The organism is Nocardioides baekrokdamisoli (genome assembly GCF_003945325.1).
Classification (GTDB): domain Bacteria; phylum Actinomycetota; class Actinomycetes; order Propionibacteriales; family Nocardioidaceae; genus Nocardioides; species Nocardioides baekrokdamisoli.
This window is the reverse complement of record NZ_AP019307.1, coordinates 2,781,207-2,795,425: the sequence shown is the minus strand read 5'-3', so window position 1 is coordinate 2,795,425 and position 14,219 is coordinate 2,781,207. Positions and strand designations below refer to the sequence as shown.

At 66.4% G+C, this 14,219-nt stretch carries 19 protein-coding genes; 9 read left to right on the top strand and 10 right to left on the bottom strand.

Features of this window, described 5'->3' with window-relative positions; translation table 11 throughout:
• Window positions 1–80 precede the first annotated feature (80 nt).
• The 4 genes from KCTC_RS13735 to KCTC_RS13720 all read right to left on the bottom strand — a co-directional run bounded on the left by KCTC_RS13735 (window position 81) and on the right by KCTC_RS13720 (window position 3,292).
• A complete protein-coding gene (locus KCTC_RS13735; RefSeq protein WP_125569777.1) occupies window positions 81–623 on the bottom strand; it encodes a hypothetical protein in 543 nt (180 codons plus the stop codon).
• Window positions 624–773: 150 nt separating this feature from the next.
• Window positions 774–1,628 (bottom strand): thioesterase family protein, encoded by an 855-nt coding sequence (locus KCTC_RS13730; RefSeq protein WP_231998755.1) that lies wholly within the window; start codon window positions 1,626–1,628, stop codon window positions 774–776.
• A 1-nt stretch (window position 1,629) separates the two neighbouring features.
• Window positions 1,630–2,508: an SDR family oxidoreductase gene (locus tag KCTC_RS13725; RefSeq protein WP_125569776.1), complete on the bottom strand. Its 879-nt coding sequence runs from the start codon at window positions 2,506–2,508 to the stop codon at window positions 1,630–1,632.
• A 37-nt stretch (window positions 2,509–2,545) separates the two neighbouring features.
• Entirely contained in the window at window positions 2,546–3,292 is a 747-nt protein-coding gene (locus KCTC_RS13720) for an SDR family oxidoreductase (protein WP_125569775.1), read from the bottom strand.
• 49 nt (window positions 3,293–3,341) lie between these two features.
• Here KCTC_RS13720 and KCTC_RS13715 point away from each other — a divergent pair, with 49 nt between their 5' ends.
• The 7 genes from KCTC_RS13715 to KCTC_RS13685 all read left to right on the top strand — a co-directional run bounded on the left by KCTC_RS13715 (window position 3,342) and on the right by KCTC_RS13685 (window position 9,203).
• Entirely contained in the window at window positions 3,342–4,127 is a 786-nt protein-coding gene (locus KCTC_RS13715; RefSeq protein ID WP_125569774.1) for an enoyl-CoA hydratase family protein, read from the top strand.
• A complete protein-coding gene (locus KCTC_RS13710) occupies window positions 4,124–5,011 on the top strand; it encodes a CoA transferase subunit A (protein WP_231998754.1) in 888 nt (295 codons plus the stop codon). Before KCTC_RS13715 ends, KCTC_RS13710 begins: the two co-directional genes overlap by 4 nt.
• Complete coding sequence (locus KCTC_RS13705) at window positions 5,008–5,766, top strand: CoA-transferase subunit beta (RefSeq protein WP_125569773.1); 759 nt, start codon at window positions 5,008–5,010, stop codon at window positions 5,764–5,766. Before KCTC_RS13710 ends, KCTC_RS13705 begins: the two co-directional genes overlap by 4 nt.
• Window positions 5,763–6,830, top strand: coding sequence for an NAD(P)H-dependent flavin oxidoreductase (locus tag KCTC_RS13700; RefSeq protein WP_174233052.1), 1,068 nt, complete (start codon window positions 5,763–5,765; stop codon window positions 6,828–6,830). Before KCTC_RS13705 ends, KCTC_RS13700 begins: the two co-directional genes overlap by 4 nt.
• Before the next feature lie 150 nt (window positions 6,831–6,980).
• Window positions 6,981–7,730 carry a hypothetical protein gene (locus KCTC_RS13695; RefSeq protein WP_125569772.1) on the top strand — a complete coding sequence of 250 codons (750 nt, stop codon included), beginning with the start codon at window positions 6,981–6,983 and terminating at the stop codon, window positions 7,728–7,730.
• A gap of 155 nt (window positions 7,731–7,885) precedes the next feature.
• Entirely contained in the window at window positions 7,886–8,161 is a 276-nt protein-coding gene (locus KCTC_RS13690; RefSeq protein WP_125569771.1) for a hypothetical protein, read from the top strand.
• A gap of 769 nt (window positions 8,162–8,930) precedes the next feature.
• Complete coding sequence (locus KCTC_RS13685) at window positions 8,931–9,203, top strand: DUF6869 domain-containing protein (RefSeq protein WP_125569770.1); 273 nt, start codon at window positions 8,931–8,933, stop codon at window positions 9,201–9,203.
• Window positions 9,204–9,275: 72 nt separating this feature from the next.
• Here the strand turns inward: KCTC_RS13685 and KCTC_RS13680 are convergent, their stop codons facing one another.
• Together KCTC_RS13680 and KCTC_RS14780 are read right to left on the bottom strand one after the other, a co-directional pair.
• Window positions 9,276–9,572 carry a DUF4193 domain-containing protein gene (locus KCTC_RS13680; protein WP_125569769.1) on the bottom strand — a complete coding sequence of 99 codons (297 nt, stop codon included), beginning with the start codon at window positions 9,570–9,572 and terminating at the stop codon, window positions 9,276–9,278.
• 99 nt (window positions 9,573–9,671) lie between these two features.
• Window positions 9,672–9,818, bottom strand: coding sequence for a hypothetical protein (locus tag KCTC_RS14780; protein WP_164512602.1), 147 nt, complete (start codon window positions 9,816–9,818; stop codon window positions 9,672–9,674).
• 308 nt (window positions 9,819–10,126) lie between these two features.
• Here KCTC_RS14780 and KCTC_RS13675 point away from each other — a divergent pair, with 308 nt between their 5' ends.
• On the top strand, window positions 10,127–10,378 hold the full coding sequence (locus tag KCTC_RS13675) for a hypothetical protein (RefSeq protein ID WP_125569768.1): 252 nt from the start codon (window positions 10,127–10,129) through the stop codon (window positions 10,376–10,378).
• A gap of 8 nt (window positions 10,379–10,386) precedes the next feature.
• On the opposite strand, the gene KCTC_RS13670 is transcribed toward KCTC_RS13675, so the two are convergent.
• Together KCTC_RS13670 and KCTC_RS13665 are read right to left on the bottom strand one after the other, a co-directional pair.
• Window positions 10,387–12,003 carry a cholesterol oxidase substrate-binding domain-containing protein gene (locus KCTC_RS13670; protein WP_197715203.1) on the bottom strand — a complete coding sequence of 539 codons (1,617 nt, stop codon included), beginning with the start codon at window positions 12,001–12,003 and terminating at the stop codon, window positions 10,387–10,389.
• A gap of 286 nt (window positions 12,004–12,289) precedes the next feature.
• Complete coding sequence (locus tag KCTC_RS13665; protein WP_125569766.1) at window positions 12,290–12,511, bottom strand: hypothetical protein; 222 nt, start codon at window positions 12,509–12,511, stop codon at window positions 12,290–12,292.
• 46 nt (window positions 12,512–12,557) lie between these two features.
• Between KCTC_RS13665 and KCTC_RS13660 the strand changes: the two genes are divergently transcribed.
• Window positions 12,558–12,938, top strand: coding sequence for a hypothetical protein (locus tag KCTC_RS13660; protein WP_125569765.1), 381 nt, complete (start codon window positions 12,558–12,560; stop codon window positions 12,936–12,938).
• Between the two features lie 36 nt (window positions 12,939–12,974).
• Here KCTC_RS13660 and KCTC_RS13655 read toward each other — a convergent pair whose 3' ends face one another.
• Together KCTC_RS13655 and KCTC_RS13650 are read right to left on the bottom strand one after the other, a co-directional pair.
• Window positions 12,975–13,562, bottom strand: coding sequence for a VanZ family protein (locus KCTC_RS13655; RefSeq protein WP_164512601.1), 588 nt, complete (start codon window positions 13,560–13,562; stop codon window positions 12,975–12,977).
• Window positions 13,559–14,188: a M15 family metallopeptidase gene (locus tag KCTC_RS13650; protein ID WP_125569763.1), complete on the bottom strand. Its 630-nt coding sequence runs from the start codon at window positions 14,186–14,188 to the stop codon at window positions 13,559–13,561. The genes KCTC_RS13655 and KCTC_RS13650 overlap by 4 nt, the downstream gene beginning before the upstream one ends.
• Between the last annotated feature and the right edge of the window lie 31 nt (window positions 14,189–14,219).

Here is a 14,219-nt window from a genome sequence, read left to right as displayed (position 1 = left end):
CGAACCGTGAGGTTTGCAGGGCCGAACCGTGAGGTTTGCAGGGCCGAGATGGGACACGTTCCCGTCTCGGCCCTTCTCGTTCACCGGGATGCGGAAACCCGGGATCCGGATCGATTCGAACCCGGCCCGCGCGGCGACTTCATCTGACGCGAGATGGCGATCGCGATGCCGGCGATCGGGATCAGCGCGAGCAGGTTCCATCCGAAGAGGCTGAACGCGTCCTGCACTGCGGTGGCCACCTGCTGAAGGACGTCCGGGACCGGTTTCGGGCCGATCCGCTGCGAGGTCGACGTGGTGGTCGGCGTACTCCCGACGACTCTCCGTGGGGCCACCACACTGGCGTGTGACGCGTGTGGCGTGCTCGTCGATGCACGAGTCTTCGGTGGGACAGCCGCGTGCGTCGTCGCATGCTTGCTGCGCCCGTGATTGGCTCGCTTCGGCTTGTGGCTCTTCGGCTTGTGGCTGAGTTTCTTGGCCGCCACCGACGCGTCCACCGTCGACGACATCACCGTCACCACGCCCGGGAGCGCGGTGGCTGCGCTGGCGACTGTCGGGCTGGCCGCTCCGGCACCCGCTAATGCAAGCACTGCTGCGGCAGCGCCCAAGGCGTGACGTGTGCGCATGCTGGGCTCCCTCCAGTCGCGCTCTCACTTCGAGCGTACGAGGGCGGCGCGGCCCGTACGTCCACACCTCGGGCCGTCAATGTGCCCCTAAGGACTAGCGCGCAGGCGTACGAACCTCACGGTTCGGGCCTGCAACCTCACAGTTCGGCGCTAGGCGGACTCGATGTGGCCCAACACGGCGTCAGAGGTGAAGTCGACCGACCGGCGGGTGTTCGCCAGCGAGACCACCGAACTGGTGCCGAAGACGCCCTCGCGGTCGTAGACGGCGGCCGTTCCGGTGGCGATGCCGTCATTGGTGTGCCAGGTGAGCGCCGCCATCCCTACTTCCGCGCTGACCGGGAGCCGACTGATCGACAGGGTGACGTCGGTGTTGATGTGCTCGACGCCCTGGGAGCCCCAGTTCATCACCATGCTCGTGGTGTCGGCGGCACCAGCCAGGCCAGCGAACGGCGACGTCTCCTCCCCCGCCACGATCGGGAGCGCGACCTGCCACATCTGCTTGCGCCCGGCGTTCTGGTGGGCGGAGAAGTCCTGGGACCAACCCGTGTCGCTGCAGAAGTGGGGTGGGCGCGGGTCGTCTGTCGGCGGTGCGATCTCGAGCGGCGGCGGGGTCAGGATCTCCGGCGAGGTCCAGACCTCACCACTCGGGCTGTCACCAGGCTTGAGGAACAGCACCCGTGCGGCGGCGACGTCCTCGCCGTCCTGCTCGAGGAACGCCTCCAGCACCGCGATCCGGGAGCCTTCCCGCAAGACCTCGACCCTCGTCGTACACGGATTCATGCTCGGCGCCCGGAACAGGTCGACCGTGAAGCGGGCAGGCTGCAGATCGCCGCGCCCCAACTCGTCGATCGCTCGCTCGGCGGCCCGACCCAACGCTCCGCAGGTCGCGACGCCGTGCATCTGATCGGCTTTCCAGAGGCTTCGCGCGATGTCCTGCGGCACCAACACATCGCCGTCGAGTACGAACAGCGCGAAGGCGTCGCGCAGGGCCGGATCCATGGGCATCTCAGGCCCCGTAGACCGGCTCGGGCGCCGGCGCTTCGGCGATCAGGGCATCGACAATCGGGCCCAGCTCTGCGGTCTCCCAACGGGAGCCCTTGTCGCGCGAGGCCACGTGCCGCCAGCCGTCCTCAAGGGTGAGCTTGCCGCCGTCGCTCTCGAAGACCCGGCCTGTCACATGCCCGGCCGCCTCGGAGGCGAGCCAGGCGACGATCGGTGAGTTGTCCTCGGGCAGTGCCATCTCGGAGGTGTCGAACGCGCCTTCGGTCATCCGGGTCTTCGCGACCGGCGCGAGGGCGTTGACGGTGACGCCGACGCGGCCGAGCTCGGCGGCGGCGACCAGGGTCATCGTCGCGATGCCGCCCTTGGCGGCCGAGTACGCGACCTGCCCGATCGAGCCCTGCAGGCCGGCACCGGACGTCGTGTTGATCACCCGGGCGATCCGCTGGCGGCCCTCCTTGGACTCCGCACGCCAGTACGCCGCCGCGTGCCGCAGCGTTGCGAAGTGGCCCTTGAGGTGGACCCGGATCACGGCGTCCCACTCGTCCTCAGTCGCGTTCACGAGCATCCGGTCGCGTACGAACCCGGCGTTGTTGACGAGGATGTCCAGCCCGCCGAAGGTGTCGATGGCCTGCTGGATCAGCGCACCGGCCTGCTCGAAGTCGGCCACGTCGGCGCCGTTGACCACGGCCTGGCCGCCCATCGCCTCGATCTCGGCGACGACGTCGTGGGCCGGGGAGTCCGACTTCTCGCCGTTGTTCGTCACGCCGAAATCGTTGATGACGAGCTTGGCGCCCTGCCGGGCGAGTTCCAGCGCATGGGCGCGACCGATGCCGCGGCCTGCGCCGGTGACGATGGCGATGCGGCCTTCCAACAGTCCGGACAACGGCGTACTCCTCAGTGATGGGGTTTCAGGAACAGGTTCAGGAGATGTGCAGAAACACGGGGGGCTCGCCACCGCCGTGGCAGCCGACGCTGGCACCACTGACGTACGAAGCCAGGTCGCTGGCGAGGAACACGGCCACGTTGCCGACTTCGTCCGGCCGAGCCATCCGACCGAGCGGGATGGTCGCTTCGATCCTCGCCACGCGCTCGTCCGAGCCGTAGTGGTCGTCGGTCTGCTCGGTCCGGCACAACCCGACCTCGATCGAGTTCACCCGGACTGCCGGGCCCCATTCCATCGCCAACGACTTGGTGAGCGACTCCAGACCCGCCTTCGCGGCGGCGTACGCGGCAATCGTCGGCGCCGGGCGATGTGCGCTGATCGAGGTGATGTTGATGATCGAGCCGCCGCCGGTGGCCCGCATGGCCCGGTTGGCGACCTGTGCGACCAGCAGCGGCGCGTTGAGGTTGAGGCCGATGATCTTGTCGTGGAATCGCGGCGACGCGGTGGCTGCATCCGTCGACGGTGCGCCGCCGGCGTTGTTGACCAGGACGTCGAGGCGGCCGTACTCGGCGAGGATCGTCGCGACCATCGCCTCGACGGACTCAGGGTCGCGCACGTCGCAGAGGATGTGGCGTACGCCCTCGCGCGGCTCGGCTTCCGATCGCCCGCACGTCACCACGGTGGCGCCCGCCTCCAGGAAGGCGGAGGCGATGCCGCGACCGATGCCGCGGGAGCCGCCGGTCACGAGCACGACCGTGCCGGACAGGTCCAGGGTGAGAGCCATGCCTGATACAGTACCAAGCAAACGTTTGGTTGCGTAGGAAAGGCTTCCCATGGCGATCACCAGCGAGCTTCGCGACGACGGCATCCGCGTCATCACGATGGCGCACCCGCCCGTCAATGCCCTCACCGTCCAGGGCTGGTTCGATGTCGCTACTGCGCTCGACGAGGCCAGCAAGGACATGGCGACCAAGGTCGTCATCCTGCGGGCCGAGGGCAAGGGCTTCAACGCCGGCGTCGACATCAAGGAGATGCAGCACACCACCGGGTTCGACGCGCTGATCGGTGCCAACAAGGGCTGCTACGCCGCCTTCAAGGCTGTGTACGAGTGCAGCGTCCCGGTGATCGCCGCGGTCAACGGATTCTGCATCGGCGGAGGCGTCGGCCTGGTCGGCAACGCCGACATCGTGGTCGCGAGCGAGGACGCGTACTTCGGCGTCCCCGAGGTCAAGCAGGGCGCTCTCGGCGCAGCCACCCACATGGCTCGCCTGGTCCCCCAGCAGATGATGCGCGCGCTCTACTTCACCGCGAAGACCATCTCCGCCGCTGATCTGCACCGCTTCGGCTCGGTCTACCGACTGGTCCCCCAGGACCAGCTCCTCGACACCGCGCTCGAGGTCGCCCGCGACATCGCCGACAAGGACACCCGGGTGATCCGCGCGGCGAAGGAGGCGCTCAACGGCATCGAGCCGGTGGACGTCAACAAGAGCTACCGGTTCGAGCAGGGCTTCACCTTCGAACTCAACCTCGCCGGCGTCTCGGACGAGCTCCGTGACGCCTTTGCCGGAACGGCAAAGAGTGCACACAGCGCTGGAACCAACAAGGCAGGACAGAAGTGAGCAAGCCCAGCAACAAGGAGATGACGATCGACCAGGTCGTCGCCGAACTCCGCGACGGCATGACGATCGGCATCGGCGGGTGGGGCCCGCGGCGCAAGCCGATGGCCCTCGTACGCGCCATCCTGCGATCGGACCTCAAGGACCTCGACATCGTCAGCTGGGGCGGCGCGGACGTCGGCCTGTTGGCCGAGGCCGGCAAGATCAGGTCGCTGACGTACGCCTTCGTCTCGCTGGACTCGATCCCATTGGAGCCGCTGTTCCAGCAGGCTCGCCAGAACCGCACGATCCCGGTCATCCACGAGTGGGACGAGGGGATGTTCAACACCGGGCTGCAGGCGGCTGCGCAGCGCCTTCCGTTCCTGCCGATGCGGGCCGGGCTCGGGTCGGATGTGCTTCGCAACAACCCCGAGCTCAAGCTCGTGAAGAGCCCGTACGCGGACGCGAACGGCGATCACGAGGAGTTCGTCGCGGTCCCGGCGCTCAAGCTGGACGTCGCTATGGTGCACCTGAACCGCGCCGACGTGCACGGGAACGCCAGCTATCTCGGCCCGGACCCGTACTTCGATGACCTGTTCTGCATGGCCGCCGACCGCGCGTACGTGTCGTGCGAGCAGATCGTCGACACCGCCGGACTCACGGTCGACACCCCGGTGCAGCGCGTACTCCTGCACCGCACGATGGTCACCGGCGTCGTCGAGACCCCGAACGGGGCGCACTTCACGACGTGTACGCCCGACTACGAGCGCGACGAGAAGTTCCAGAAGCACTACGCCGCCTCGACCGCGGACCCGGAGGACTGGGCCGCGTTCAAGGCGCGCTTCCTCAGCGGCGACGAGGCCGCGTACCAGGCAGCCGTCGCTGAGTTCACGAAGGAGCAGGCATGACAGACGTGACCCGCGCAGAGATCTGCGCCGCCGCCATCGCGGACGCCTTCAAGGACGACGGCGAGATCTTCGGCTCCCCCATGGGCACCATGCCGATGCTCGGCGTACGCCTGGCGAAGCTCACCTCCAACCCCGATCTGGCGATCAGCGACGGAGAGTCGTTGTTCCTCGCCGGCGTGCCGCCGTTGTACGCCAAGGGCGATGTCGTCGAGGGCTGGATCCCGTTCCGCCGGGTCTTCGACGTGGTCGCGTACGGCAAGCGTCACGTGATGATGGGAGCGACCCAGGTGGACCGTCACGGCAACCAGAACATCTCCGCGATCGGTCCGTTCGAGCAGCCGAAAAGGCAGCTCCTCGGCTCGCGCGGTGCCCCCGGCAACACGGTCAACAACCGCACGTCGTACTGGGTGCCGAAGCAGTCCTCGCGCGTGTTCGTCGAGAAGGTCGACGTCGTCACCGGCGTCGGCCCGAAACTCGCTCGCGAAGCCGGACCGGCGGCCGCCAAGTACAACGACATCCACCGGATCGTCACCGATCTCGGCGTCTACGACGTCGGCGGTCCCGATGACACCGTGCGGCTGCTGTCGCTGCACCCGGGCGTCACGGTCGAGGACGTCCAGGCCGCGTCAGCGTTCGAGATCCATGTGTCGGGCGACGTGCCGACCACGCGCGAGCCGTCCGTCGGCGAGCTCATGTTGATCCGGGAGATGCTCGACCCGCGGGGTCTGCGCGAGCGAGAGGTACCGAACCCATGATCGAGCAGATGCTGCGTACTCCCCTGACGGAACTCGTCGGGATCAAGCACCCGGTCGTGCAGACCGGCATGGGCTGGGTCGCCGGGCCGCGCCTGGTCACCGGCACCGCACGCGCCGGTGGTCTCGGCATCCTGGCGTCAGCGACGATGTCGCTGGCCGAACTCGAGAAGGCGATCGTCGAGGTCAAGGAGCGTACGGACGCGCCGTTCGGCGTGAACCTGCGGGCCGACGCCGGCGACGCTCTCGACCGCTGCGAACTGCTCATCAAGTACGGCGTGAAGGTGGCGTCGTTCGCGCTGGCGCCGAAGCAGGACCTGATCGCTCGGCTCAAGGATCACGGCATCGTCGTCATCCCCTCGATCGGCGCGGCACGGCATGCCGAGAAGGTCGCCTCGTGGGGTGCCGACGCCGTGATGCTCCAGGGCGGCGAAGGCGGCGGCCACACCGGCGCCGTCCCGACGACCCTGCTGCTCCCGAGCGTGCTCGACGCCGTCGACATCCCGGTCATCGCAGCGGGCGGCTTCTTCGACGGTCGCGGGCTCGCCGCCGCCCTGGCCTACGGCGCGGCCGGTGTCGGCATGGGTACGCGCTTCCTGCTGACCGCCGACTCCACCGTCCCCGAAGCGGTCAAGCAGCGCTACCTCGAAGCCGGCCTCGACGGCACGGTCGTCACCGCGAAGGTCGACGGCATGCCCCACCGGATGCTGCGTACGCCCTTGGTCGACTCGGTCGAGGAATCCTCCGCGCTCAAACGACTGGGCCCGACCGTACGCCGCACCCTGGCCTTCAAGAAGGAAGCCGGGATGTCCTGGCGCCAGATGGCCGCCGATGGTCGTGCCATGAAGCACGCCTCCGGCCGCTCGCTCGGTCAGATGGCGCTCGCCGCGAACACCCCGGTGATGCTCAAGGCCGGCCTCGTCGAAGGCGACCCTTCTGCCGGCGTCCTCGCCTCTGGGCAGGTGGTCGGCATAATCAACGACCTACCCACGTGTGAGGAACTGATCGATCGCGTAGTGACGCAGGCTGCTGCGGAGCTGCGGCGATTGGGTGGTTTGGTCGTCTGAGGTTTGCCCTCGCGCGCGGAATAGTGCGGAAGCGCACTCTCTGTCGAGATGAGTACGGTCATCACTCGTCCCGATCAGATGCGCTAGGTGCCAGGCGAGTCGGCAGGCGTGCCTTCCGCGGACTCGCGCCGCGCGACTAGATTCCCATCCATGGGCCTTCGAGCCATTGCGACCACGCTCGCGTCGATAGCGCTGGTCTCGGCATGCTCAGCGAGCGGCGCAGGCGCCCACAGTGAAGGCGAACGCCTTCTGGCCACGTTGCCAGTGCTGCAGTCCGAAACGTCGTTCGGTCACATGCCGCCACCCAATACGGATGCGGTCGTTTCCGTCACGACTGGGACGCAGCAGGGAGTCTTGAGCATCGCGGATGTCGAAAAGGTGTTGAAACCCTCGGGTGCGTTCTCGGCAGCACTCGCCTCGAATGGGGGCGACAGTGCCGCTCGGGTCGACTACCGACTGACCTTCAAGGAGGAGATCAACCCGAAAGGCGACTATGTCCTTGACATTGACACCGTTGCCATCAAATTCCCCACGGCAGCAAAGGGGCTTGCGTTCGCACAGACGGTTGCGCGCGTGGAGTCCAGCCTCGGCGTGCCTGCCAAACCTGTGGCCAACATGGAGCCAGGCGTTGTCACCGCTGGAGTTCTGCCCAGCCAACTGCAGCAGATGAAGGGAATCGTGCCGGCGAGCGGACCGAACGGCCAGACCTACTACTCGTTCTACGCGCAATTGCTGGAGCCGGACGGGACTTACTACCTCGGCATCGCACGATCGACGTTCAACTACCCGGCGCCGATGTTTATCGACGAGATGAAGTACCTCGATGCAAATTACGCGAACTGCCGACTGAACGGCGACAAGTGCGGACGCAAAACAGCAAACCAGTGGGGTCCGTCATAGAGCCGGGACCGACGCCGACTTAGGCGAGCTGCGAAGTGCCCTCATCTGCCGCTGCTGGCTCACGATCGTGCCGAGATCGGGCGGCAGGTGCCGGGTGTGATCATGGAGCCAGGAACGTACAAGCGTGGCTGATCCGGACTGCCTGTCGCGGTTGGGTGCGCGGCGCCCAACGGGGCCGCGTCGGCGTCGGTCAGCTGGTTTACCTGCTTGGCGCCGGCTCCCTGAGCGGGCTCACTGCCTGGATCATCGACTCTGCGGGTGGATCAGGCCCGTTCTTCGCCGTGATCTTCGGAGTCCTGATGGGAGCGTTCTTTCTATGGCTCACCTGGATCTTGACTGTCGTGGTGATCCTTCGGCTGCGCCGAATCCCGATTGAAGTGGTCGCTGGGCGCGAGTGGGTCAAGGCGGAACGCACCTGGTGGGAGCGTTAACGTCCGCCCGGATGATCGCGAATCCGCCGATGAGCGCGTCGCGAAGAGCGAGAGTGGCACGCAAATGTGCCACTCTCTGAGGAGCCGACCGCGACCGTGCCACTTGCCGGCCGTTCCTGCGAACAATGATCGGATCTGCCGCGACCGGCAAGACTCGGGCCGTTTACGACCGCGGCGGTTGGGACCGGACGGTCGGGCCGTCCGCAGGCGGACGGTTGCACTCATCGGCCGCAAGTTGCGCCTGTACGGCCCACCGGCGTCGCTCGCGGCGCGCCTTCAAAGGGTGCAGAAACGGCCATGCCGGTGACCTGTGAAACATCAGCGCGATCCGCTCAACGGAATCGTTTGGAAGTTCGACCCCACGGCGTTCGAACTCCATCCGAACAATGTCTTCGGCGTCCGCACGACTCATGCGACGTCGATCCTTGACGACCCGCTCAGCCGCTGCCTGCATCGCGGCCATACGAGCTTCCAAACCCCGGCTACCTCCCATGATCGAAGCCTCCCACTCGCTGCACGCAAACGCGCTGATCTGCCGCGGCCAGGTCGAAATGCGCTGCAGACGTCAGCGCCGAAGTGAGAGCCTTGCCCAATGTCAGCGCGATGTCTCCGCAACGGTTCTGTGGAGGTCGTTGACGTCCTCGGCGCCGTGACGCGGTGGCGGTCCCGTCGGACCTGGGCAGACGATTGGTTGATCGAGTCACGTTCCGAATCGACCGGACCCGCTGGCACGTTCATCGACGAGATGACGCGCACCGCGGAGCCTGGAGTGGTTGAGGTGCTCGCAGTGCTCGCCGCAGCGGCGGCCGCGGTGCCTGAGGAACTCGACTGGGTCGGGGCTGGTCCGTTAGAGGATCTGTTGTCGCATCGCGGTCATGGCGCCAGCGTGATCAATGAAGTGGAGCAGACCGCTGCACGAGTGCCGGCTCTCAAAGCTGCCCTGGCCTCAGTGTGGGTCAGTGAGGGTGTTGAGACCGACGTCAGACATCGTCTGGTCGCACTTGGCGCACGTGACCTATCGGTCCAGGGCGAAACGCACTGATCTGCCTCAGTTCGTGACGAACAGTCGGTGCGGCGCGGTGCCGTCCCTGATGACCGGCGTCCCCAGAAGCGTCTAGCTCGTGCAGTCGCGACAGATCATCTTCTTGGCATCAGCCAATTGCGTGCGGTGATGAACCAGGAAGCAGCTCATGCATGTGAACTCATCCTGCTGTTCAGGAACGACCTCAACTGCGAGTTCAACATCGGAGAGGTCGGCACCGGGAAGTTCGAAGCTCTCGGCGGCCTCGGTTTCATCAACGTCGACAGCATGCGATTTGGAGTCATCGCGAGTGCTTGCGTGGAGTTCCTCGAGGGACTGTGCGTTCTGCTCAGCTACATCAGGGCGGGGATCGTCAGCGTCGGCGGCCATGCGCGGAGCATAGGGAACGCACCGGCAACTGCGACAATCGCCCTGGCCCTTGAGGAAACGGCCTCTTGGTTGGACGGTGCAGTCCGTCCTCATGTGCCGCTAGTGCGTCGACGCCATGGCGGCGGGCCAGACGCCCAGATCCGACCGGGGCGGCAGATAGAACACACACCCGCGCAGCCCGATTCGGATACTGGCATCGCCGCTTGCGGTGAGGAACCAGATCTGAACGAAACTGCCGTCGTCCATCGGGCAGTGGTAGACCGCACCAGGTTGTGGCCGACTCGCTCCCTTGATCCCAGCCAGCAGAACGCGAGCTGGAGGCACCACTGGCGTGGCCAGCCTGCGGCTGGCCCGAACTGACTACAGGCGCTAGGCGCTGGCCCCTACTGACTCGGCGCATCAGACGACACACTCGTAGTGTCGGCAGCAACATCGCTGCCCGACTGTTTCGGGGATGGCAATGGTGAACGGTCTCGGAGTTGGTCAGATCGTCGCGGCGCCGGAACCGACCGAGCGCGAAGTCTCCGATGGGCGGCTTACGGATGGGTGACAGGGTGACTGAGGCACTCGAGGACCTCGCCAAGCTGTTCAAGTACCTGATCTTCCTGGGCGCGGTGCTCGTGATCGGCGCCCTCGCGTTCTTTGCAGAGCATCCGCGCCCGACCGGCATCGTTGGCGGACTGGCGGTGGAGGCTGGGGCGTGGATTCTGATCTTTGGAGGCGTCCAGGGGCGTCGGCGCTGTCAGCAGGAGATGGAACTCCACACTGCGCGCCATACGACCGGTGGGCCGCTGAACCTCTCCTGATCGCCTGGTCAGGGCGTCAACACGTCGTGCAACGGACTGGTGAAGATCCGGTGCGGGTCGAGCGTGTCGTACACGCCGAGCGCCCAGTCCCAGTTCTGGCTGGACGTACGGGCAACCCGGAAGTCGTTCGGGATCGTCTGGGTGAGGGCGTTGGTGTCGGTCCATGGCCCGGCGGTGGTGTGCGCCCATCCTTTCGACCACTCGACGCGTACGGCGGCGTAGCTCGCGTAGTTCGTCCGGGCCCAGTTGCCCATCTCGGTGTAGAAGTCGTACGCGTACGGCGTCCCCGGGATCGTGAGCATGTTCGTCCAGACCGCTGAGTCCCATTCCGGGTGATCGGTCCGCTCGAGGAGGGCTGAGATGCTCGGTGGCTCGGCGCCGGTCGCCTGCACCGCCGAGCCGTGGTCGAGACCCGAGACTCGGATCTCGATCGGTCCGTTCATCGGGTACTTGCCGGCTTGTTGGTACGACGCCATCAGCGAGGAGTACTTCGCGTAGAACTCGCTGACGACGCGCTGGATATCGGCACGACGACACAGGACTGCGCCGCCTCCCTCGGCCAGACGCAGCGTCGAGGCCTGGATGTACAGCTGCGTGTTCTTGGCCGGACCCCAAAGGTCGTAGTCCAGGAAGGCTGTCAGTCCGCTCACCGTCGCCGCGTACTCCGCTGCCCCCAACGCGGGAGCCGCTGACGGGTTCCCGCCGATGATCTCGTTGACCAGGATCGCGACCGACTGCGGGATGATGTCGGAGAAGACGTAGTTGTACGGCGTCGTCGTGTGGCGCGAGAGCAGCGGCTTGTTCGGGCAGACGCTCCACACTTTCAGCCACGGGTTGCTGGTGAACGGATAGAGGATCGCCTCGACCCGGCCCGCCTTCGCGATGTACGCAGCGAAACTCCGGCTCCCGGCGGTCGCGGGCGGAGCAAAGAGCGTGGCCGCCGAGACATCCGTGTAGCTCTGACACCGCAGGTTCTGGTTGGCCGATGCCTGCAGGGTGATCGAGGTGACGAACGTACGTCCCAGATGGGTCAGGAGCGCCTTGGTCCGTGGGTCGCTACGAGTGAACGTCTGCACCTCGTACGCACTGGTCGTGCTGTTCCAGACCACCGCGTCGAGCGACAGCACCAGGTTGCTGATGGACCCGTACGCCTGGCCGGCCAACGGAGTCTCGCCGTCCGCCGGGACACATGCGCCGTGGGCGTCGATCGCCATCGCACCGCCGATGGTGATCTGACCGACAGCGGGTACGGACGCGAGGCCAGCGTTGTTGCCCTCCAGGAAGCCGAGGATTGCCTCCATCGTGGCGCCCGGCCCCACCTTGACGGCCGGCGGAGGTCCGGTGATGAGTTCCATCGACACCATGCACGTGGTGGTGTCGAGCAGGACCACGGGACTCGAGCAGCTCTCACTGTTGGACACCGTGAACGGGGCCCAGTTGTGCATGAATCCCCGAGGCCGGATCCGATAACCGGCCCCGACCGCCCAGTTGGCGACTGCGACGACGTCGGCCGCATTGGACGGCGCGCACGTCCAGACGTCGTCGACAATCGTCTCCTCCGACCAGTTCCGATAACCCTGTTGATAGAGCGGAATGCCCTGCGGAAATCCGGCCGGAGGGGTCAATGTGCACGAATCGCCGACGAGCCGTATTGCCGTCGATTGTGCGGCGGAGCCTTGGTGCCAATTTCGACCCACCAGAATTCCGGTCGCGCCGAAACTCAGAGCCGAGGCTGTGGTGAGGAAACTTCGTCGGCCCATGGCCGACAATGACGTTTCCGGAACAGGTGCCTTCTGATTGCCATGGGACATTCGTGTCTCCTCCAGGAAGCCCGCCCCTCGCTGGAACCTAGCACCGCGCCAGAACTCCCGGAAGACACCTCTTTTCAATTCACGTACGTCCGAACACGGATCAATTCATCGAATTTCGATGGCGCCTGGTTGCCCGGATGGCCAGCGTGGATCCGCCGACGGCCACCGCTAACGAAAAGAAGATCAGGACCTGGTACCAGAGTTCGATCGTCGGACTCTTCGGGTAATGGTCGGACCACCACAACCCGACCTTCGCCACCAGCGCGCCGACGCACCAACTGGCTGCAATCAGCACCACTCGAACCAGGAGCCGGTGCCGCATACCGCGACGGTAGCCGACTCGCCCACCGCCCTGATTGACTACATCGGTGAGCTCCGACGACCCGACTCCGTACTCGGTTGTCTCGCCGGGCGCTGGAGAGCTGCCCGACGCCCTCGGACCGGACCACGTACGAGTCACGATCCGGGTGGAGCCCGCCGTCGACAGACTTCGGCGGTGGCAGCGCTCCTGGGGACCGCCGGCCGTGCTCACGAATCCCGTGGGGACATACGTCGACTACACGTACGCGCCGGGCCTGATCCAGAAGCACCTACTGCGCGATCGCTGGGTCGTGGACATCGAGGCCGACAGCGGCGAGCATTGCCGAATGAGAGCCGCCGACCGGGCCGCGGCAATCACGATGGCGAATCAGGTCCACGCCGGTGTCACCGCCGACGGCGTGGCGTTCCTGCGCACATTCGCCCGTTAGCCGACTCCATCACTTGAGCGTCGCCGTCGTCGGCAGTCAGACCGACGGCAGGAACACATGTGCCGGCACCGAACGGGCCCACGGTCGCCTCGCCCACCACGGTACGGCGAGGATCGCGGCGACGGCCGCACCGCTCGTGTTGAGAATGACATCGTCGATCGAGGCGACGCGACCGATGGGCAATACGTACTGGCACGTCTCGATGGCGCACGAGATCGCCATGGCCAGCAAGGTCGTGAGTGTCACCGAGGACATCAGACGGAAGCGCATCGGCACGAAGAACCCGATCCCGGCCAGGAGCAGCAGGTTTCCCAGGAGTGCGTCGTGCGGCATCGTCGGGATGTCGGTCCACGGATGGACGACGAGCCCTGGATGACCTCCGGGAACCATCGTGAGCCAGATCGGCACGACCGTCGCGTAGATCAGGCCCACATCCAGCACCGCGGTACGCAAGGCCGCTCCAGGTGCGCGGCCGCGGAGCCTGCGGATGGCGGCCAGCAGGCACATCAGCACGGGCAGGAAGGGAGCCACGACGACCGCCGTGGTCACTGCGCCGCTGAACGTCAGGAACCAGGCGCAGCCGTCCATCGGAGACATCCGCGCCGCTACCTCCGCCCAGATCATTGCGCGAGCCTCGGGTCCTGGCCGGGGTTGGTGTAGATCTCCGGGCAACCGCTCTCGATGGCCGCCGGCCGCCATTCGAAGTGCCACGGCTCATTGGCGTACATCTGGCACAGGCCGTACAACCGCCCGTTCTGCACCAACCACGCCTGCGCCCCGGAGCCGCTGACGTCGACTGCGTCCCCTGCCTCATGGATCGACGTGCCCGGACGGGCCACCCACTGAGCGGCCGCTTGCTCGGATCCGTACTCCTTGATGCCCTGGTTGAAGAGCTTCTGCTGGTACGCCTTCGAACGCCAACCACTGGTGACATCGATCTCGATGCCCTCGTCGCCGGCCGCCTTGGCGGCTTTGCGCAGGGACGCCAGCATGTCGGGCTTGAGGTGGGTGATGCCGGCGTACGTCTCGTTGAAAATGCTGACCGTGCCGGGAATGACTCCGTCGGCGGCGCTCAGTCCGCCCGTGTCGGTCAGTCCCGACTCGCTCCGCGCCGATGAGGCGAGGCTGGGAACCGAGACCACCGTCGCGTACCCCAGGGCGCCCAGCGCGATGGCCACTCCGAGGACGGCTGCAACGGTGGCGCCGCGGGGGCGCTGCCTTTTGCGGGAACCTGCCGCGTGTTTGGTCATGGCAGCGAGTCAACGCGGACGCCTGTTGTCG